This window comes from Mycobacterium sp. (assembly GCF_025965855.1).
Classification (GTDB): domain Bacteria; phylum Actinomycetota; class Actinomycetes; order Mycobacteriales; family Mycobacteriaceae; genus Mycobacterium.
Map to the genome: position 1 here is coordinate 36292 of NZ_JAOPWB010000112.1, position 19869 is coordinate 56160.

At 66.6% G+C, this 19869-nt stretch carries 20 protein-coding genes; 6 read left to right on the top strand and 14 right to left on the bottom strand.

The genetic code is table 11. The annotated features are described in order from the left end of the window. The first annotated feature begins 35 nt into the window (after positions 1-35). Complete coding sequence (locus JWP83_RS08335; RefSeq protein ID WP_297728457.1) at positions 36-926, top strand: NAD(P)-dependent oxidoreductase; 891 nt, start codon at positions 36-38, stop codon at positions 924-926. On the opposite strand, the gene JWP83_RS08340 is transcribed toward JWP83_RS08335, so the two are convergent. Then, positions 909-1739 (bottom strand): SDR family oxidoreductase, encoded by an 831-nt coding sequence (locus JWP83_RS08340; RefSeq protein WP_297728461.1) that lies wholly within the window; start codon positions 1737-1739, stop codon positions 909-911. The two genes, JWP83_RS08335 and JWP83_RS08340, sit on opposite strands and share 18 nt — an antisense overlap. Before the next feature lie 109 nt (positions 1740-1848). Beyond that, on the bottom strand, positions 1849-2790 hold the full coding sequence (locus JWP83_RS08345; protein ID WP_297728464.1) for an enoyl-CoA hydratase: 942 nt from the start codon (positions 2788-2790) through the stop codon (positions 1849-1851). Between the two features lie 289 nt (positions 2791-3079). Between JWP83_RS08345 and JWP83_RS08350 the strand changes: the two genes are divergently transcribed. The 3 genes from JWP83_RS08350 to JWP83_RS08360 all read left to right on the top strand — a co-directional run bounded on the left by JWP83_RS08350 (position 3080) and on the right by JWP83_RS08360 (position 5387). Beyond that, positions 3080-3244 (top strand): hypothetical protein, encoded by a 165-nt coding sequence (locus tag JWP83_RS08350; RefSeq protein ID WP_142281923.1) that lies wholly within the window; start codon positions 3080-3082, stop codon positions 3242-3244. Beyond that, positions 3245-4738, top strand: a complete 1494-nt coding sequence (locus JWP83_RS08355; RefSeq protein ID WP_297728473.1) for a trehalose-6-phosphate synthase — start codon at positions 3245-3247, stop codon at positions 4736-4738. 70 nt (positions 4739-4808) lie between these two features. Continuing rightward, positions 4809-5387, top strand: a complete 579-nt coding sequence (locus JWP83_RS08360) for a hypothetical protein (RefSeq protein WP_297728476.1) — start codon at positions 4809-4811, stop codon at positions 5385-5387. Between the two features lie 24 nt (positions 5388-5411). On the opposite strand, the gene JWP83_RS08365 is transcribed toward JWP83_RS08360, so the two are convergent. The 12 genes from JWP83_RS08365 to JWP83_RS08420 all read right to left on the bottom strand — a co-directional run bounded on the left by JWP83_RS08365 (position 5412) and on the right by JWP83_RS08420 (position 17321). Further along, the gene (locus JWP83_RS08365; RefSeq protein WP_297728478.1) at positions 5412-5894 is read right to left on the bottom strand and encodes a mammalian cell entry protein; all 483 of its coding nucleotides are present in this window, start codon (positions 5892-5894) and stop codon (positions 5412-5414) included. Further along, entirely contained in the window at positions 5894-6607 is a 714-nt protein-coding gene (locus JWP83_RS08370; RefSeq protein WP_297728480.1) for a mammalian cell entry protein, read from the bottom strand. Before JWP83_RS08370 ends, JWP83_RS08365 begins: the two co-directional genes overlap by 1 nt. 11 nt (positions 6608-6618) lie before the next feature. Next, a complete protein-coding gene (locus JWP83_RS08375) occupies positions 6619-8340 on the bottom strand; it encodes a virulence factor Mce family protein (RefSeq protein WP_297728483.1) in 1722 nt (573 codons plus the stop codon). 12 nt (positions 8341-8352) lie between these two features. After that, complete coding sequence (locus JWP83_RS08380; RefSeq protein WP_297728486.1) at positions 8353-9519, bottom strand: virulence factor Mce family protein; 1167 nt, start codon at positions 9517-9519, stop codon at positions 8353-8355. Further along, positions 9516-10970 carry a virulence factor Mce family protein gene (locus JWP83_RS08385; RefSeq protein ID WP_297728489.1) on the bottom strand — a complete coding sequence of 485 codons (1455 nt, stop codon included), beginning with the start codon at positions 10968-10970 and terminating at the stop codon, positions 9516-9518. The genes JWP83_RS08380 and JWP83_RS08385 overlap by 4 nt, the downstream gene beginning before the upstream one ends. Further along, positions 10967-12049, bottom strand: coding sequence for a virulence factor Mce family protein (locus tag JWP83_RS08390; RefSeq protein WP_297728491.1), 1083 nt, complete (start codon positions 12047-12049; stop codon positions 10967-10969). Before JWP83_RS08390 ends, JWP83_RS08385 begins: the two co-directional genes overlap by 4 nt. A gap of 7 nt (positions 12050-12056) precedes the next feature. After that, positions 12057-13109, bottom strand: coding sequence for an MCE family protein (locus JWP83_RS08395; RefSeq protein WP_297728495.1), 1053 nt, complete (start codon positions 13107-13109; stop codon positions 12057-12059). Beyond that, positions 13109-14308 carry an MCE family protein gene (locus JWP83_RS08400; RefSeq protein WP_297728498.1) on the bottom strand — a complete coding sequence of 400 codons (1200 nt, stop codon included), beginning with the start codon at positions 14306-14308 and terminating at the stop codon, positions 13109-13111. Before JWP83_RS08400 ends, JWP83_RS08395 begins: the two co-directional genes overlap by 1 nt. An 18-nt stretch (positions 14309-14326) precedes the next feature. Next, complete coding sequence (locus JWP83_RS08405) at positions 14327-15169, bottom strand: ABC transporter permease (RefSeq protein ID WP_297728501.1); 843 nt, start codon at positions 15167-15169, stop codon at positions 14327-14329. Positions 15170-15188: 19 nt separating this feature from the next. After that, positions 15189-15953 carry an ABC transporter permease gene (locus JWP83_RS08410; protein WP_297728572.1) on the bottom strand — a complete coding sequence of 255 codons (765 nt, stop codon included), beginning with the start codon at positions 15951-15953 and terminating at the stop codon, positions 15189-15191. Positions 15954-16190: 237 nt separating this feature from the next. Beyond that, the gene (locus JWP83_RS08415) at positions 16191-17105 is read right to left on the bottom strand and encodes a 3-oxoacyl-ACP reductase (protein ID WP_297728504.1); all 915 of its coding nucleotides are present in this window, start codon (positions 17103-17105) and stop codon (positions 16191-16193) included. Positions 17106-17129: 24 nt separating this feature from the next. Continuing rightward, entirely contained in the window at positions 17130-17321 is a 192-nt protein-coding gene (locus tag JWP83_RS08420; RefSeq protein ID WP_297728506.1) for a ferredoxin, read from the bottom strand. A 215-nt stretch (positions 17322-17536) separates the two neighbouring features. Here JWP83_RS08420 and JWP83_RS08425 point away from each other — a divergent pair, with 215 nt between their 5' ends. Continuing rightward, positions 17537-18718: an acyl-CoA dehydrogenase gene (locus tag JWP83_RS08425; protein WP_297728509.1), complete on the top strand. Its 1182-nt coding sequence runs from the start codon at positions 17537-17539 to the stop codon at positions 18716-18718. A gap of 26 nt (positions 18719-18744) precedes the next feature. Then, positions 18745-19842, top strand: coding sequence for an acyl-CoA dehydrogenase family protein (locus JWP83_RS08430; RefSeq protein WP_297728511.1), 1098 nt, complete (start codon positions 18745-18747; stop codon positions 19840-19842). Positions 19843-19869 lie beyond the last annotated feature (27 nt).

The window sequence follows — 19869 nt, forward strand, 5'->3', positions numbered from 1 at the left end:
GGTAAGGAGCGGCCCTCACAAGGCAGGCTAGATGCATGGACATCGGATTCATCGGGCTGGGCAACATGGGCCGGGGCATGGCGGCGAACCTCATGAACGCGGGCCACCGCCTCATCGTGTACAACCGCTCCCCCGGCAAGGCGGAAGCCCTCGTCCAGCGGGGCGCGACTGCGGCGAGCAGCGTCGCCGAAGCAAGCCGCGCCGAAGTGGTGTTCACCATGCTGTCCGACGACCAGGCCGTCGAGGCCGTCACGTTCGGCCCAGACGGCGTCGTCGCTTCGCTGGCACCGGGCGCCACGCACGTGTCGTCGAGCACCATCAGCGTCGCGCTCTCGGAGCGACTGGCGGCAGCACACGCCGAGGCCGGTCAACGGTACGCCGCCGCGCCGGTGTTCGGCAGGCCCGAAGCGGCCTCCGCCGCAAAGCTGTTCGTCATCGCGGCGGGCGCCCCGGAAGTGTTGGAGCCGTTGTCCTCGCTGTTCGACGCGATCGGGCAGCGGACGTTTGTGGTGTCCGAGCGGCCGCACACCGCCAACCTGGTGAAGCTGAGCGGCAACTTCCTGCTCGCGTCGGCCATTGAGAGCATCGGCGAAGCCGTCGCGCTGGTCGCCAAGGCGGGCGTCGACCGCCAGCAGTACGTCGAGATCCTCACCTCGACGCTGTTCGCCGCGCCGGCCTATCAGACCTACGGTGGGCTGATCGCGCGCCGGGAATTCGAGCCGGCCGGGTTCGCGGCTCGTCTCGGCCTCAAGGACGTCCGGCTGGTGCTCGCCGCCGGCGAGCAGCTGGAGGTGCCTCTGCCGGTGGCCAGCCTGCTGCGAGACCGCTTCCTCACCCTGGTTGCAACCGGCGGCGGGGACCTGGACTGGTCGGCGCTCGCCACGCTGGCCGCTCGCGACGCGGGGAGCTCAGACCACTCCGCGTAGTCCCTCGGCGCCAAAGGCTGGTTCGAGCATCGCGGAGAAGTCGGGGCCGCGTCGCAAGATGTGGCCGCCGTCGACATTGATGCACTGCCCGGTGATCCAGCTGGCCGCGTCGCTGAGCAAGAACATGACCAGGTTGGCGACGTCCTCGACCTCGCCCACCCTGGGCAGCGGCGTGCAGGAGCGGTAGTCCGCGCTCAGCTCCGGCGATTCCGTAATGGGCACAACCAGATCCGTGCGAATCAGGCCCGGGCGGACGCTGTTGACCCGCACCCATGACGGGCCGAGCTCGTCGGCGGCCAGCTGCATCATGTGGTCGACGGCCGACTTGGTGACCCCGTACGCGCCGAACCAGCGGTGGGTGTTGCTGGCCGCGATCGACGAGATCCCCACGAACGAACCGCCGCCACCGCGCACCAGTTCGCGTGCGGCGTGCTTGAGCACGTACATGGTGCCGTTGACGTTGAGGTCGACGGTGCGCCGCCAGGCCTCCGAGTCGATCTGGGTGATCGGCCCGATTGTCTCCGACCCGCCCGCGGAATGCACCACACCGTGGAGGCGGCCGCGCCATGCCGTCGCGGCGTCCACAGCGCGGGCGGCCTCCTCCTCGTTGGTGATGTCGGCGGGCTCGTAGCGGATCGAGCCGTTCGCCTTGAGCACTTCGATTTCTTGGACCGCGGCCGCCAGCCGGTCGGGGTTGCGGCCGACGATCATGACCGAGGCGCCGGCCGCGACCAGCCCGGCGGCGACTCCCTTGCCGATTCCGCTGCCACCACCGGTCACCAGGTACGTCCGGTTTACGAAAGAAAGCTGCACGCCGCGCCCCTCACGCCGAAACTGAAACGGGTTCTAGCATAGGCCAGCGGTCACATCTGCCACACGCGTCTCTGGCCGAGGCGACGCGCGGGGCGGAGGTGACGGGGCCCTACGGCGTATCGCGGCGGGCGAGCTTGGTCGGCTTGGAGTTACGCCAGTCCTCGACGTCGGGCGGCAGGCCGACGGGGTACCTGTTTTCGTTGTGGGCCGCCCAGTGCGCATGGCCCAGCTCGTGAATGTGGAAGGCGTGCCGCAGCGCCTCGGTGAATCCCATCGCGTCGGAGGCGGCGTTGACCGAGTCCTTGATGAGCAGCGCCGCCATCGTGGGCCGCTCGGCGATGCGCCGCGCGAACTCCAGGGTCTTGTCCGCCAGCTCGTCGACGGGAAAAACCTTGGACACCATGCCAAGCCGGTAGGCCTCGTCGACGTCCAGCGCATCACCGGTCAACAGCAGCTCTTTGGCCTTGCGCGGCCCGAATTCCCAAGGGTGGGCGTAGTATTCGACGCCCGGCATCCCCAACCGCACGCCGACCACGTCGCTGAACTTCGCGTTGTCGGCGGCGACGATCAAGTCGCACGCCCAGATCAGCATCAGGCCCGCCGAGATCGCGTTGCCCTGCACCTGGGCGATGGTGATCTTGCGCAAATCGCGCCAGCGGCAGGTGTTTTGAAAGAAGTAGTGCCACTCCTGCAGGTAGGTCTTCTCGATGATCGGATCGCGGGTGGCGCCGTTTATCCGGAAGCTCGGGAGCTGCGCGGGTCCGGGCTGCCGCTCGGCCAGCGCCAGCTCCGAGCCGAGGTCGTGACCGGCGGAGAAGTTCTTGCCGCGCGCCGCCAGGATCACCACGCGAACGGTGTCGTCGGCCTCGGCGCGCAAGAACGCCTCGTCGAGCTGTACGAGCAGACCGCGGTTCTGCGCGTTGTGGGCCTCGGGCCGGTTGAGCCAGATCCGGGCGACGCGGCCCTCGTCGAGGGTTTCATAGGCGACCAACTCATGGGCGCCGGCGTCGGCATCGGTTGCCGGCGTGCCGGCTTGGTCGGAGAGTGTCATTTCCGCCCACCTACCTTGTCATCGGGCTCGTTACAAGTTGACGCCGATCCGTAAATCCCGGGCCGACTCTTTGCACACTACGGCCACCTCCGAACACGCTGATCGGTGGGCTACCCGACGCGCCGTTGACATCGCGACGAAATGCCGTCTGACCAGGACACGCGCCGAGCGTGAATCACGCGACGCGACGCGCCGCGAATCCGTCGCGTAATTCACTCTCGGCGCGTATGTGCCGGTCGCCGGTGCGAGACGCCTGCGAGCGGACATCGGCGTCGCCTACAGTTGTGTTATGCCTACAAAATCGGATCCTGGCGAACTCGGCGATGTGGAGCCCCTGGCCGACAGCACCGCAAGCCAGGCCAGGCGGGTCGTCGCCGCGTATGCGAACGACGCCGACGAGTGCCGCGTCTTCTTGTCCATGCTCGGTATCGGACCGGCAAAACACGACACATAAATGGCTCCCGGCGGAGGCCAGTCTTCGAAGAAGATGTCAAACTCCGAACCCTTGGGCAATTCCGATTTCGTGGTGGTCGCCAATCGGCTGCCGGTCGACCTCGAGCGACTTCCCGACGGCACCACGACCTGGAAACGCAGCCCCGGCGGCCTGGTCACGGCACTAGAGCCACTGCTGCGTCGCCGGCGCGGTGCGTGGGTCGGATGGCCGGGGGTCGCCGACGACGACGACGAGCTGGATTACCAGCCCATCTTCCAGGATGACCTGCAGCTGCACCCCGTGCGGCTGACCTCCGACGACGTCGCCGAGTACTACGAGGGATTCTCCAACGCCACGCTGTGGCCGCTGTACCACGACGTCATCGTCAAACCGATCTATCACCGCGAGTGGTGGGACCGCTACGTCGACGTCAACCGCCGCTTCGCCGAGGCCACGTCGCGCGCCGTGGCCCGCGGCGCAACCGTGTGGGTGCAGGACTACCAGCTGCAGTTGGTTCCCAAGATGCTGCGCGAACTGCGGCCCGACTTGACCATCGGTTTCTTCCTGCACATCCCGTTCCCGCCGGTGGAGCTGTTCATGCAGCTGCCCTGGCGCACCGAGATCGTCGAGGGCCTGCTCGGTGCCGACCTGGTGGGCTTCCATCTGCCCGGCGGTGCCCAGAATTTCCTGTTCCTGGCCCGGCAGTTGATCGGCGTCAACACCTCGCGGGGATCGGTCGGGGTGCGGTCGCGATTCGGGGAGGTGGAGCTCGGATCGCGCAACGTGAGGGTGGGCGCCTTTCCCATCTCCATCGACTCCACCGCGCTCGACCATGCGGCCCGCGACCGCGACGTCAGGCGCCGCGCGCGGGAGATCCGCGCCGAGCTGGGCAACCCCCGCAAGATCCTGCTCGGCGTCGACCGGCTCGACTACACCAAGGGCATCGACGTTCGCCTAAAGGCCTTTTCCGAGCTGCTGGCCGAGGGCCGCGCGAAACGAGACGACACCGTGCTGGTTCAGCTCGCGACGCCCAGTCGCGAACGCGTGGAGAGCTACCAGATCCTGCGCAACGACATCGAACGCGAGGTCGGCCACATCAACGGCGAATACGGCGAGGTCGGTCATCCGGTGGTGCACTACATCCATCGGCCCGTTCCCCGCAACGAGCTCATCGCGTTCTTCGTCGCCAGTGACGTGATGTTGGTGACCCCGCTGCGCGACGGGATGAACCTGGTGGCCAAGGAATACGTCGCCTGCCGCAGCGACCTCGGTGGCGCGCTCGTCCTATCCGAATTCACCGGCGCCGCAGCCGAACTCCGGCAGGCGTACCTGGTCAACCCGCACGACACCGATGGCGTCAAGGACGTGATCGAAGCGGCGCTCAACCAGTCCCCCGAGGAAGGACGGCGCCGCATGCGTGCGCTGCGCCGGCAGGTGCTCGTCCACGACGTCGACCGCTGGGCACGCTCGTTCCTCGACGCGCTCGCCGAGTCGCATCCGCGAGACCTTAAGTAGCCATGGTGCTGCGACCGAAACGCTGTGATACTCGATGCAGCGTGAAGGGTAGGCCCGAAGGGAGGACACCGTGAAACTTCGTCGCCGCCTGGCCGCCGGCGCCGGCATCCTCTCGGCCGTCGCACTCGGAATCACGTTGGAATCGGGCGATCCGGCGCGCGCGGTCGGACCACCGGCGGATGGCACTTACACCTTGAACGAGGCGGGTGCATCGGAGGTTAGCTGGACCATCTCAGCGCTGTGCGATCAGCCATCCGGAACCCGAAACATGAACGACTATTCCGACCCGATCGTGTTTGCGATGAACTGTGCCCTGAACATCGTGAGTTCGACACCCGAAAAGATCAGCCCGGCGGACAAGTTGCAGAACTTCAGCGGCAGGGCTCGGATGTCCAGCATGCTTTGGACCTTCAAGGTCGACAAGGCGGACGGCGTGACATGTCCGGGCGGCGGCACCGCGCCGACCACCGAAACCTACGCGTTCAGCGACGAAACGATGAGCGGCACCCACACCATCCTCCACGGTCCGGTCTGCGGGCTGCAATCCGACATGAAGAAGCAACCGTTCTCGCTGGCGCTCACCGGGCCTCCGCCCAGCCCGGTCCAGCGTTACCCGTTGCGATGCAATGACATTGCGATATGCTTCTGAGCCAGTATGAATCGGGCCCCGGTGCTAGATCGGAGTGATGTAGGCGATCAGCCATTGCTTCCCGATTTTCGTGAAGTCAACCCGCAACCGGCTGCCGTCGTAGAGCGGCTGGCGTGACTTGTCGGTCACGGTCCGGTTCAAGTACACGATCACCGACGCCGAATCGCGCTTGGCCGACATGACCCCTACCCCAACGACATTGGCCTGCACGACCACCTCGCGCTTCTTCGCCTCCGGGATGATCTGCGTGTTGGCGCTCTTCTGGAACTCCTGGCGATAGTTGGGCGTCAGCAACGGGTAGGCGGCCGACAGGCTGCGTTCGACGGTCTGGTAGTCGTAGGCGAAGACCTCCGGTATCTCCTTGGCGGCCAGCCCCGGCAACACCGCACGTGCCGCCGCCTCGCCGCGCGTCTGCACCCGCTCCCAGTAGAACCAGCCGCCCGCCGCGGACAGGCCGACGAACCCCGCCACCAGGAGGGAACCCGCGACGGCGATCAGCCACCGCATCAGTTACCCCCGTCGGGATACTTCAGGTCGTAGCCGGTCATCCGGCCCTGCTCGTCCTCGTGCACGATCACGCGCAGCCGATACGGCATGGACGGCTTGTTCGTTCCGTCGATGTCGGCGACCGTGACCCGCACCGACACCAGCACCGACGCGTTGTCGGTGACCGAATCGATGCCCTCCAACGCAGCGCCGTTGACGACGGCTTCCGAGGTCGCGTTGGTGGAGCGGAACAGGCCCTTGAGGTTGTCGATGTTGTTGTTGGCACCGAGCATTCCGCGCAGCGGGCCGCTGGTGCCGTTGTAGAACCGGTTCACGCTCTCGTCGATGTTGTCCTGCTTGTAGCTGAACATGTTGACCACCGTCTGCGTGGCGGTGTCGACGAAGCGCTGGCCACGCGCCTGTGTCGCCTCGGCGTGCCGCTGCTGGACGACCAGCGCGACCAGGCAGCCGGCCAGCGCGCCGACCGCCACCAGCGCGGCGGCGAACGAGGTCCACAGCACCAGGGTCCGGTGCGGCCGCCGCCGCGGCGGCGGCTTGACCGGTTTCAGCTCCTGCACGCGCTTGGCGGCCGGCTTCGCCGTCGCCGGCTGCTTCTCCGCGGCGGGAACGTCAACCTGAACCGTCGCGGCACCACTCGACTCGTTCCTGGCCGGGCCCGCCGCGCGCGACGCCCGGCGACGGACACGCTGCGTCGTCGTTTGGTTATCAGTCACTACTGGGTCCTTCAAAGGGGCCTTGGATCAAGCATCAGGTCCACCCAATTCTCTGCACTGGATGCGCCGGCGCCGGCCGCGAAAATACCATTGCCGCCCGCCGGGTCAACAAAGGCTCCGGTGTGCTGGTCATAGGTGGTGTAGGCGGGGCCGCTGGCCTGCGGCTGGGGGCCGGGCGGCGGCCCCCACGGCTTCTCCGGTCCCGGGCCCGCCGGCGGAGGATTGATCCCCTCCGGCGGTGCCGGCGGGGGGAGCCACTTCGGGTACGGAAGTATCGGCGGCACCGGCGGGACCCCCGGCGGCATCCACGACGGGTTGCCCGGAGGCGGCCCGCTGTCGTTGGGGGGCGGCGGATCGTAAGCCGGCTGGTGGTTCGGCAGCGGCCCGGGCCCGGGCACGACGCCGGGCGGCGGCGGCCCGACGATGGGGGTGCCCGGATCGGGTTCGGCGCCCGGCGGGATGTACGGGAATTTGTTGGGCGGCAACACGTTCAGCCCGTTTGTCACCGGTGTGTTGTAGGGCACCGGCGGTCCGCGCCAGGGGTTGCGGCCGACCGGCACGTAGCCGTTCGGGTCACGGCACAGCTGGATCGTCGGCGCCCGTTTACCGGGGAACTCCTGGCACGGGTAGTTGCGGGCGCCGCGCACGGTGCTGGGATCGTTCTGGGCGGCCTTGCAGTACATGTCCCTCGGGAGCTCGCGCAGCGTCTCGTCGGCCGGCGTGCGCATCAGCGGCGGGGGCAGGAAGCCGACGGCGCACGGCGGCGGGTCGTTGAGGTCGAGCTTGAAGTCCAGCTTGGCGCCCTCGTCTTGCGGGGCGCCGCCCGCGGCCGTGGTGATCGCGGCGAACAGGGCGGGCAAGACGACCAGCAGCTGCTCGATCGACTTGTGGTAGATGACGCCGACCCGGCCCAGGTTGGCCAGGCTCGCGGCCAGCGCCGGGAAGGAGGGGCGGATACCGGAGAACGCCGTGCTGGCCTCGTCGATCGCGCCCGGGGCGGTGGCCAACGTCGAGCGGAGCTGCGGGTCGGCCTGCCGCACCTCGGACGTGAACCGCGCCAACCCGTCGGACAGCGACTTGATGTCGGCGCCGGCGCGAATCTGGGCCTGCAGGAACGGGCCGGCCTGATCGATCAGCTGCGAGACCTGCGGATAATTGGTGTTGGCCTCGTCCACCAGCAACCGGGCGGATTCGATCAGCCGGGCCAGCTCGGGCCCCGACCCGTTGGCCGAGATGAACGTCTCGTGCAGCAGTTCGCGCAGCCGGGTGTCGCCCAGGCTATTGACCAGCGCCTCGGCCCGCTTCAACAGTTCGGCGACGTCCTGGCCGATCCGGGTGTTCTGCACATCGATGCGGGATCCGTTGTGCAACTTGGTCGCTGCCGGCTTGCCCGGCGGCACCAGGTCGATGTACTGCTCACCGACGGCCGACACGCTCTTCACGGTGGCGGTGACGTTCGACGGAATGGGAGTCCCGCTGTTGAGCCGCATTTCGGCGGTAACGCCACCGGGGTTCAGGCCCACCGACTCCACCCGGCCGACGGCGACCCCGCGGTAGGTGACGTTGGCGTTCTTGTACAGCCCGCCGCCGGCGACGAAATCGGCGCGCACGCCGTACGTCCCGATGCCCAACGTGGCCGGCAGCCGCAGGTAGAAGATGCCCATCACGGTCAGCGTGATGGCGGTGAGCACCGCGAAGATGCCGAGCTGCACCTTGGTCAGTTTGTCGATCATCTGCGCCAGCCCCTACTGCCCATCAGAACCCGAAGCCGCGCCGGGCGGGATCTTGAACGGATCGGCCGCCTGCCCGGACAGGTTGGCCAGTTCACCGGTCAAGAAATCGGGCGGATTGAGGACCTCGCCCATGTGCATCATGTTCGGGTCAAGTGCATACGAGGTGGTGAAGAACGTTTCACCGAGCCGGCGCAGGGTGAGGTCGAAGGTGGTGAACACGTTGAGGTAGTCACCACGCACCGCCTGTTTGATGCCGAAGTTAGGGAAGGGAAACGTCAGCAAGATCTGCAGCGAGGTGACGAAGTTCTTGCGGTTGTCGTTGAGGGCCTTGACGACCGAGTACAGGCCTTTGAGATCTTCCGCGAAGTCCACCTTCGTTTTTGCCAGGATGTGGGAGGTCACCGTCGCCAGCTTTTTGAGCGCGGCGAACGCGTCGACGATGTGTCCCCGGTTCTTGTTGAGCACGCGAAGCGCCTCGGGCAGTGTGTCCAGCGCCCGGCCCAGGTTGTCCTTGTCGCGCGCCAGGGTCGCCGAGAATCGGTTCAGCCCGTCGACCGCGTCGATGATGTCGTTGGTCTGCCGGTTGAGTCCCGCCGTCAATTCCGCCAGCCTGGGGATCAGGTCGACGAACTGGTCCTGGCGGCCGGCGACGGCCTGGTAGGTCTCGTCGGTGATGTCTTCCAGCGCACCGAGATTGCCCTTGTTGACGACGACGCCCAGGGCCGAAAGCACCTCTTCCGTGGTGGGGTAGCGGCCCGTATTGGCCTCGGCGATTCTGGACCCGTCCTTGAGCCTGCCGGTCGCCGGCTTGTCCTTGGGGCGCGCCAGGTCGATGTGCATCGAACCCAGCAGCGACGTCTGGGCCACCGTCGCGGTCGCGTTGGCCGGTAACACCACGTTCTTGTTAAGCGCCAACTTCACCGCGGCATAGAACGATCCGTCGGCCCGCTGCTCGGCTGAAATGCCCGAGACACTGCCGACGGTGACATCGTCGACCATGACCGGCGAGTTCTGCGGCAGCGTCGCCACGTCGGGCATCTCGACGGTGATCGAATAAGCGCCACTGCCGTGGCCGGCGGTGCCGGGCATCGCCAGGGAGTTCAACCCGTTGAATTGGCAACCGGCCAGCAGCGCGCTGCCCGCCGCTAACACGCTGCCCCGCAACCAGATCCGGTTCATCCGCCACCGCCCTGGTCGGCCGGCGCCATGGCAGGCGCCTGACCGGGCGGGGGGCCGGGCAGCGGACCGAACGCGTTCGGAGGCCCGGGGCCCGGCGCTGGAGCTGGGCCCGCGCCGGCCGGCGGCGGGCCCGGAGGGGTGCCGGTCTGCGGTGCCGTCGGGACCAGCAGGGCCTGCAGATCCGCCGGGTTCTCGGCGGGCGGCGCCATATGCGCACCCTGAGCCGGTATCCAGGTCAGCTGCGGTATCGGAGTGGCCGCCTTGGCCTGGGTCTCCGGGGTGTCGTAGATGATCTGGCCTTTGTACGCGGTGATCGTGTTGAGCGGGTGGAACATGACCGGCGGGTAATTCACGGCGAGCCGGCGCAACACCGGGCCCAGCCGCTCACGACAGAGCTCGGCGCGCCGGTAGTAGTCGGGCGCTCTCGGTCCGGCGGCGGTCTCGAAGGAGCCACCGCAGATGAACTGAACGGGGTTGGCGAACTCGGGTATCGACAACAAACCGTTCAGGGTGCCCTGCGCCGGGTCGTAGATGTTGTAGAAGTTGGCGATGCCGGGGCCGGCCACATGCAACACCTGCTCGATGTTGTCGCTCTGGTCGCTCAACGTCTGGGCGAAGTCGTTGAGGTTGTTGACCGTATCGATGATCGTCGAGTTGTTCTCGTGCAGGAATCCCCGGATGTCCGAGAGCGCCTGGTTGAGCGTGCCCAGGGTGTTGTCCAGGTGCCGCGAGCTGTCGGCGAGCACCTGCGACACCGACGCGACGTTTCCGGCGAACTGCACGATCTGTTCGTTGCTCGCCGACAGCGCGTCGACCAGCACTTGCAGGTTCTTGACCGTGCCGAAGATGTCGCTGCGCGAATCCCCCAGCCGCCCAGCGACTTGCGAGAGCTCGCGCAGCGCGTTGTGGAACGACTCGCCCTTGCCGTCGAGCGTGTCGGCGGCCTGGTTGATCACGGCGCCCAGCGGGCCCTGCATCGACCCCCCAACCGATCCCGTCGGGCCCAGCTGAACGGCCAGCTGGGTCAGGGCCTCCTTGACCTCGTCCCATTCCACCGGGACCGCGGTGCGGGTCAGATCGATGGTGCCGTCGTCGGGCAGCGCCGCCCCCCCGGTGTACGCCGGGGTGAGTTGAATGAACCGCGCCGACACCAGGTTCGGCGAAATGATGACGGCCCGGGCATCCTTCGGAATCTTCACGTCCTTGGACACCGACATGACGATCTTCACGTCGGACGGACGCGGCTCGATCGTGTCGATCGAACCGACCGGCACCCCGAGGATGCGGACCTGGTCGCCGGGATAGAGACCGACGGCGGACGTGAAGTAGCCGATGACGGTGCGGTTATTGCCTTGCGACGACAGCACGAACACGCCCCCCGCCACCATCGCGACCAGCGCGATGATGGTGGCGTAACGCAGCCCCCTGCTGCCGGCGATCCGCTTCATCATGGCGACTTCGGCCTGATCACCCAGCGTTCCTGGATCAGCCCGCGCAGGTAGTCGGAGAGGCTGGCCGGTAGCTTGCCCGGCTGGTAGAAGAAGTCGAACACCATCGCCACCATCGGCGCGGGCAAAACGCTGAACACGTTCACATTGAACCCGGGCCCTGAGCCGACGACCTCACCCAAAGAGGTGGCGTAGCTGGGCAGCCGCTTGAGCGCCTCGGTGATGTAGTCGCGGCGCTCGTTGAGGTTGGCCAGCACCAGGTTCAGCTTGCTCAGCGCCGGGCCGAACTCTTTGCGGTTGTCGGCCACGAAGCCGGAGATCTGTGTCGAGAGACCGCCGATGCCCGAGATCAACTGACCGATCGCAGCGCGCCGCTCGTCCAGCGCGGCGAACAACTCGTTGCCATCGTCGACCAGCTTGTTGACCTGGTTGGCGCGCTGCGACAACACCGCCGTCACCGACTTCGCGTGCGCCAGCAGGCTTTGCAGCGCCTCGTCACGACGGTTCAGCGTGCGAGACAGCGATGTGACCCCGTCCAACGCGCCGCGCAATTCGGGTGTGGCGTCGTGCAGCGTGTCGGTGAGCACGTTGAGAGCCTGCTCGAACTGCGGCTTGTTCAGGTTGTTGGCGTTGTTGCCCAGATCCTCGAGGGCGCCGGCCAGCGTGTACGGCGTCGTAGTCCGGCTCAGCGGAATGGTGGTCGCCCTGCCGCCGCCGGCTGGGGTCACCGCAATGGAGCGCTCACCCAGGATGGTGTCGGTGCGGATCGAGGCCATCGACTGGTCACCGACGACGACGTGGCGATCGACGTTGAAGGTCACCTTGGCGCTGTCCCCGGCCAAGCCGACGGACGCCACCTTGCCGACCTTGTAGCCCGACACGTAAACGGCGTTGCCGGGGGTGATGCCGCCGGCGTCGGTGAAGTAAGCGTCGTAAATCTTCCCCTGCGGCCAGAACGGCAGGCCCGCGTACCCGAACGCGATGAGCACGACGCAGACCACCAGCACCACACCGAAGACGCCGGTACGCAGCGGATCGCGCTCACGCCTTGGCGTATTCGGCGCCTCTCCGCTATTTGGCACCACTCCTTTATTTGGCAAAGGCGCACCTCCCCTTGCTGGGATCTACCTGGCCACCAAGCGGCAGCAGTATGTCGCTGCCGGCCGGTCCGTTGATCTTGATCGTGACCGAGCAGAAGTAGATGTTGAAGAACGACCCGTAGGAGCCGAGCGCCGACAGCCGCAGGTAGTCCTCGCCCAGTTGCTCGACGTCGTTGTTCACCTCGGCCTTGCGGTCGTCCAGCTCGGTGGCCAGCGGCCGGGTGTTTTCCAGGATGCCCTGCAGCGGTCGGCGCGAATTCTTCAGCAGCTCAGTCAAGTCCGTCGTGGTCGACGCCAGCGGCGGGATGGCCCCCGCGATCGCGTCCTTGTTCTGGGCCAGCCCGGTGATCAATTGCTGCAGCTGGTCGACGCTGGCCGAGAATTGGGCGCTCTTCTGGTCGACGGTGCCCAGCACCGTGTTGAGGTTGGTGATCGCGTCACCGATGAGCTGGTCGCGCTGGCCCAGCGCCGACGAGAAAGCACTGGTGTCGGCCAGCACGTTGGACAACGCCCCACCCTGACCCTGCAACAACTGGATGACCGCGCTGCTGACGGTGTTGACCTTGTCGGCGTCCAGGCCCTTGACCAGCGGCCGCAGCCCGCCCAGCAGCGCATCCAGATCCAGTGCGGGCTGGGTGTGCTGGGAGTTGATCGTGCCGCCCGCCGGCAGCTTACGCAGCTCCCCCGGACCCGACGTGATCTCCAAATAGCGGTCGCCGACCAGGTTTTCGTATCGGATCACCGCGCGCGTGGACGAGTACAGCGTGTAGCGCCGATCCACTCCGAACTTCACGTCGATCGTGTTGTCCGGGTTGAGCTTCACGCCCGACACCGCACCGACCGGCACTCCGGCGATGCGAACCTTCTGGCCGGCCTTCAACTTCGACACGTCGGTAAACGTTGCGTGGTAACTACTTTCGGCCCCGAACCGGAAGTCCCCGAACACCACCACCAGCGCCGCACTCACCAGCAGCATGGCCACCGCGAAGATGCTCACCTTGATCAGCATCGACCGGTGCGACGGTATCCCCGCGGCCGCCATCAGAAGTCGTCCCGTTCCGCGAAGGCGCCGTGGAAGAGGAACTGCAGCGTCGAGGGCGCGTCGAACTGCAGCTCGGTGAATGGCTCGTACGGGATGTTGGCGTTATCGGTGACCAGGAAGGGCGCTCGGTAGAACGAGCCGCCGGTCTGCTTGGTCGGGATGTCGGGCAATCCGCGGCAGTTCGGGCCTCCGGACGCGTTGACGATCGGCAGGGACTCCGGATACGTGTACGAGGGCGCGCCCAGGACGAAACTCGACGACGTGAACAGGCCCGCCTTGCGGACACCGATCAGCGGGGCGAACTCTTTGATGCCGCGGTCGACACCGGCGAAAAAGCAGCCGAATTCAGGCGAGTAGTCGTGGGCCACCTTGATCGGGGCGCGCAGCCTGTTGATGGCGTCGATGAAGTTCTGTTCGGCGGGTTCCAACGTGTCGTAGGCGTTGTTGGCGAGGCCGATGGTCGCCAGCAGCGTGTCGTTGAGGTTCTTCTGTTGGTCGACGACCGTCCTGTTGATCGTCGGCAAGTTGTCGAAGACGGTGTTCAGGTCTGGGGCGGCGTCGGCGTAGGTGTTGGTGACGATCCCGGTCTTGCGGAAGTCCTCCTGCAGCGCGGGCAGCTTCGGGTTCGCCTGGCGCGCCAGCGTATTGAGTCCCGCCAACAGCGAGCCGAAGTCGTCGCCGTGGCCACGCAGGCCTTCGGAGAGGGCACTCAGCGTCCCGTTCAATTCGACCGGGTCGATCTTGTGCAGCAGGTCGATGAGCGACTGGAACAAAGTATTGACCTCGAGCGCCACCGCCGAGGCCTCCACATGCGCATCCGGGCGCATCGACGTCGGCGAAGGCGCCTGGGGCGGAAGGAATTCCACCGACTTGGCGCCGAAAATTGTGTTGCCCGCGATGCGCACCGTCGCGTTGGAGGGGACGAAGTGCATCTGGTCGCTTTTGATGGCCAGCGTGAGCCGCGCCTGGTCCTCGGAGTAGTCGATGCGGGTGACCTTGCCGATCTGGATGCCGCGGTACTTGACCTTGGCGCCCTTGTCCATCACCAGCCCCGCCCGCGGCGCCGCTACGGTGACGGTGTCGGTCGAGGCGAAAGCCGCTGTGTACGACAGGTAAGTCACGGCGGCGAAGGCTACGATCAAGCTGGCCAGCAGCGCCGCTGCCAGCCGAACAGATGTGCGTGATCCGCCGTCCGCCATGTCGCTTTGGGGCCTCCTTTACCCGGAGAGGTTGAAGTTGCCGGACGCGCCGTACACGGCCAGCGAGATGAACAAAGTAATGACGACCACGACGATCAGCGAGGTCCGCACGGCCTGGCCCACCGCGATACCGACCCCGACCGGGCCGCCGCTGGCGTTGTAGCCGTAATAGGTATGGACCAGCATGACCCCGATGGCCATCACAATGGCCTGCAGAAACGACCACAACAGGTCCGAGGGTATGAGGAAGGTGTTGAAGTAGTGGTCGTACAGGCCCTTTGACTGCCCGTTGATATACACCGTGGTGAACCGCGCGGCGAAGAACGCGGCGAGCACCGACAGCGAATACAGCGGAATGATCGCGATCAGGCCGGCGACCAGCCGGGTGGACACCAGATAGGACACCGAGTGCACCGCCATGGATTCGACAGCGTCGATCTCCTCGGACACCCGCATGGCGCCCAGTTGGGCGGTGGCGCCGGCGCCGATCGTGGCCGCCAGCGCGATACCGGCGATCACCGGCGCGACGACGCGGACGTTGAGGAACGCCGACAGGAACCCGGTCAGCGCCTCGATCCCGATGTTGCCCAGCGACGCGTAGCCCTGCACGGCGATGACCCCGCCGGAGGCCAGCGTCAGGAAGGCCGCCACGCCGACCGTGCCGCCGATCATGACGAGCGCCCCCGCGCCCAGCGTCATTTCGGCAATGTTGCGGATCGTCTCTTTCCTGTACCGGGTGATCGCGTTGGGAACCCAGCGAATGGTTTGCCCGAAGAACAGCGCTTGCTCGCCGAAGTCGTCAACCGGCCCCTGCAGCCTCGACAGGATATTGCGGATCCGGTAGGTGAGGTCGTAGCTCATCGGATGCTCACTCGCCTCATCACTTGGCCGTAATCTTCACGCCGACGGCGGTCATCACCACGTTGATGACGAACAGGCAAATGAATGCATAGACGACGGTTTCGTTCACCGCGTTGCCGACGCCCTTGGGGCCGCCCTTGACGGTCAGGCCGCGATAGCACCCGACCAGCCCGGCCATCACGCCGAACAGCAGCGCTTTGACTTCGGCCAGAACCAGCTCGCGCAGCCCGGTGAGCACGGTCAACCCGTTGATGAAGGCACCGGGGTTGACTCCCTGGAGGAAGACGGAAAACGCGTAACCACCGGATAGGCCGATGGCGCACACCAGGCCGTTGAGCAGCAGTGCGACCACGGTGGACGCCAAAACCCGTGGCACCACGAGCCTTTGGATCGGGTCGATGCCCAGCACCCGCATCGCGTCGATTTCTTCGCGGATGGTGCGTGCGCCCAGATCTGCGCAGATCGCCGTGGCGCCGGCGCCGGCGACGACCAGCACCGTCACCACCGGGCCCAGCTGGGTGATGGTGCCGAATGCCGTCCCGGCGCCTGACAAGTCGGCCGCGCCGATTTCGCGCAACAGGATGTTGAGGGTGAACGCGACCAGGACGGTGAACGGGATGGACACCAGCAGCGTCGGAACCAGCGAAACGCGCGCGATCATCCACGTCTGTTCGAGAAACTCACCGAGTTGGAACGGCCGGCGGAAAGTGGCACGGCCGGTCTCGATCATCATCTCGAAGAACCCGCCCACAGCGCGGGCGGGAACCGTAAGTTGTTGTATCAACTTGGCCACCCCCCTCTGCTGCTCGCGGCGAAGCCTGTGTATCGCCTTTACGTTGTCTTCGGTCGCATGCGGCTCGGTGTAAACCGGATCATATTAACCCAGAAGAAGTGCACGCTGTCAATGAACAGCATTTCCGCATCCGAACCGTTAATTAGTCCAGGTCAGAGGTAATACTGCTGACTCAATCTGACACATGTTCTACTTGCCAATTCCCCCCCGTAAAGTGCCCTTACACGGTCATTGCTCCATCAGGTTGACCGCGGAAAAGTTCCGCTCCGGATCGCGTCCAGCAAAGTATTCCTGGAGTGCGCTACTGAGCCGGCCGGGCTCCCACGCCGGCCCGTCGGCGTTGAATCTGTGCTCCGCCGTAGGTGCGGAGACCAGCGTCACCTGCGGTCCGTAAACAATGAACACCTGCCCGTTGACTTCCGCGGCAGCCGGCGATGACAAGAACTTGACCAGATTCACCACGTGCTCGGGCGAGAGGGGGTCGATGCCGCCCTGCTCGATCTCCGGGGCCTCGCCGAAGACGTCGGCCGTCATCGCGGTGCGGGCCCGCGGACAGATCGCGTTCGCGCACACCCCGTAGCGGCCCAGCGCCCGAGCGGCCGTGAGCGTGAGCGAGATGATGCCCGCTTTGGCAGCGCCGTAGTTGGCCTGGCCCACCGGCCCCACCAGGCCGGCCTCCGACGCGGTGTTGACGATCCGGCCGAAAACCTGCCCACCCGCGTCCTTGGCCTTGGCGCGCCAGTAGGTGGCCGCGTTGCGGGTCAGCAGGAAGTGGCCGCGCAAATGCACGGCAATGACGAGGTCCCATTCCTCGTCGGACATGTTGAACAGCATCCGGTCGCGGGTGATCCCGGCGTTGTTCACGACGATGTCCAGGCCGCCCAGCCCGTCGGCGGTGGCAACCAGTTCGTCGGCGGTCGCGCGTTGGCTAATGTCGCCGGCCACCGCGACAGCCTTGGCGCCCGCCGAGTTGATCCCGTCGATGACGTCGGAGGCGTCCAGCGCGGCGGCGATGTCGTTGACGACGACGGTGGCCCCGAGCCGGGCCAGGCCGAGGGCCTCGGCCCGTCCCAGTCCCGCGGCCGCACCGGTCACCACCGCGACCTTCCCGGATAGATCGGTCGCGTTTGTGCTGCTAGTCAATTTATGAATACCTCTAGTCTGTGGTTAGTCTTGACGCAGCAGCGCGGCGCGCGGGCACTCGGCGATCGCCTGCTCGGCCAGCTGTTCCCGGTCGGACGGAATCGGATCGATCTTCACGACGGCGTAGTCCTCATCGTCCAGGTCGAACAGGTCGGGCGCGATTCCCAAGCACACTGCGTTCCCTTCACACCGGTCACGATCCACGATCACCCGCACGGCACCCTCCTTGAACCTGGCCTTAAACCTGGGCACACGCCCCATCGGTTGGTAGGTCCACCATAGGGCCCCGCTGCGCCAGGCGAAACGGTCGCTGGATTCCCAGACTAGAACGTGTTACAACCGGGGAGACGAACGGGTAGCCGTTGGTTGAGCTGCGGCGCGTGACGTGGCATTTGATCGAAACCGACGCCTAACGACAAGGACGGCTTGGAATGCGCATCAGTTACACCCCTGAACAGGAGGAGCTGCGTCGCGAGCTGCGGTCGTACTTCACCACGCTTATGACCCCGGAACGTCGCGAGGCGCTCACCTCGACGCAGGGGGAGGTCGGGAGCGGCACTGCGTATCGCGACACCGTTGCGCAGATGGGCAAGGACGGGTGGCTGACCCTGAACTGGCCCAAGGAGTACGGCGGCCAGGACCGCTCCCCGATGGACTCTCTGATCTTCACCGACGAGGCCGCGATCGCCGGCGTGCCGGTACCGTTCCTGACGATCAACAGCGTGGCGCCGACCATGATGGCGTTCGGCACCGACGAGCAGAAGAAATTCTTCCTGCCCAAGATCGCTGCCGGCGAGCTGCACTTTTCCATCGGCTACTCCGAGCCGGGCGCCGGCACCGACCTGGCTGCCCTGCGCACCACTGCCGTGCGCGACGGCGACGACTACGTGATCAATGGACAGAAGATGTGGACCAGCCTGATCGCGTATGCGGATTGGGTGTGGCTGGCGGTGCGCACCAACCCGGAGGCCAAGAAGCACCGCGGCATTTCGATGATCGCGGTGCCGACGACGGCCGAGGGCTTCTCCTGGACGCCGGTGCACACCATGGCCGGCGTGGACACCAGCGCCACCTATTACTCCGACGTGCGAGTCCCCGTGACCAACCTGATCGGTGAGGAGAACGGCGGCTGGAAGCTGGTGACCAACCAGCTCAACCACGAGCGGGTCGCCCTGGTGTCGCCGCAACCGATCTTCCTGGCCCTGCGCGAGGTTCGCGAGTGGGCGCAGAACACCAAGGACTCCGGCGGGGCCCGGCTGATCGACTCGGAGTGGGTGCAGCTGAACCTGGCCCGGGTGCACGCCAAGGCCGAGGTTCTCAAACTCATCAACTGGGAGCTGGCGTCGGCGAAGGGGGACTCCCTGGGGCCGGCGGATGCGTCGGCGGCCAAGGTGTTCGGCACCGAGCTGGCCACCGAGGCCTACCGGCTGCTGATGGAGGTGCTGGGTACCGCGGCGACGGTGCGGCAGGATTCGCCGGGCGCGTTGCTGCGCGGCCGGGTCGAGCGGATGCACCGGGCCTGCCTGATCCTGACCTTCGGCGGCGGCACCAACGAGGTGCAGCGCGACATCATCGGGATGGTCGCGCTGGGACTGCCCCGAGCCAACCGCTGAGCTTCTATATATAAGGACGAGAATTCATGGACTTCACGACAACAGAAGCCGCACACGACCTCGGCGGTTTGGTCGACACCATCGTGGACGCGGTGTGCACGCCGCAGCACCAACGCGAGCTGGACGGGCTCGAGCAACGATTCGACCGCTCGCTGTGGGGCAAGCTCGTCGAGGCCGACATCCTGACCAGCGCTTCGCCGTCGTCATTGGGCGGCGACGGCTTCGGCGTGCTCGAGCAGGTGGCCGTTCTGGTGGCGCTGGGCCACCAGCTGGCCGCGGTGCCCTACCTGGAGTCGGTGGTGCTGGGCGCCGGGGGGCTGGCCCGGTTCGGCTCCGAGGAACTGCAGGAGGGCTGGGGCGTGCCGGCGGTGCGGGGCGAGAAGATCCTCACCGTCGCGCTCGACGGCGAGATGGGTGAGGGGCCGGTGCAGGCCGTTAGCGCCGGTGCGGGCCACCGGCTGACCGGGACGCGCACGCAGGTCGGCTTCGGACCCGTCGCCGACGCCTTCCTGGTTCCGGCCGAAACCGATTCCGGCGCAGCCGTTTTCCTGGTGACCGCCGACGATCCGGGGGTCACGGTGACGGCGCTGAAGACCACCGGCCTGGGCAGCGTGGGGCACCTGAGGCTGGATGGGACGCAGGTGGACGGCGGGCGAATTGTGGGCGACGGTGTTGTGGCGGTTTGGCTCGAGACGCTGAGCACATTGGGGCGCAGCGCATTCCAGCTCGGGGTCCTCGAGCGGGGATTGCACATGACGGCCGAATACGCGCGCACCCGTGAGCAGTTCGACCGCCCGATCGGCAGCTTCCAGGCGGTGGGACAGCGGCTGGCCGACGGTTACATCGACGTCAAGGGGTTGCGGCTGACGCTGACCCAGGCGGCCTGGCGCGTGTCCGAGGACGTCCCCGCCGAGATCGACGTGGCCAGCGCGGCGTTCTGGGCCGCCGATGCCGGGCACCGGGTGGCGCACACCATCGTGCACGTGCACGGGGGCGTCGGCGTCGACACCGATCACCCGGTGCACCGTTACTTCCTGGCCGCCAAGGAAATCGAGTTCGCACTGCACGGCGCCACCGGGCAGCTGCGCCGGATCGGCCGTGAACTGGCGGAGACCCCCGCCTGAGCGTGCGAGCGATTAGCGGGGAGCGGG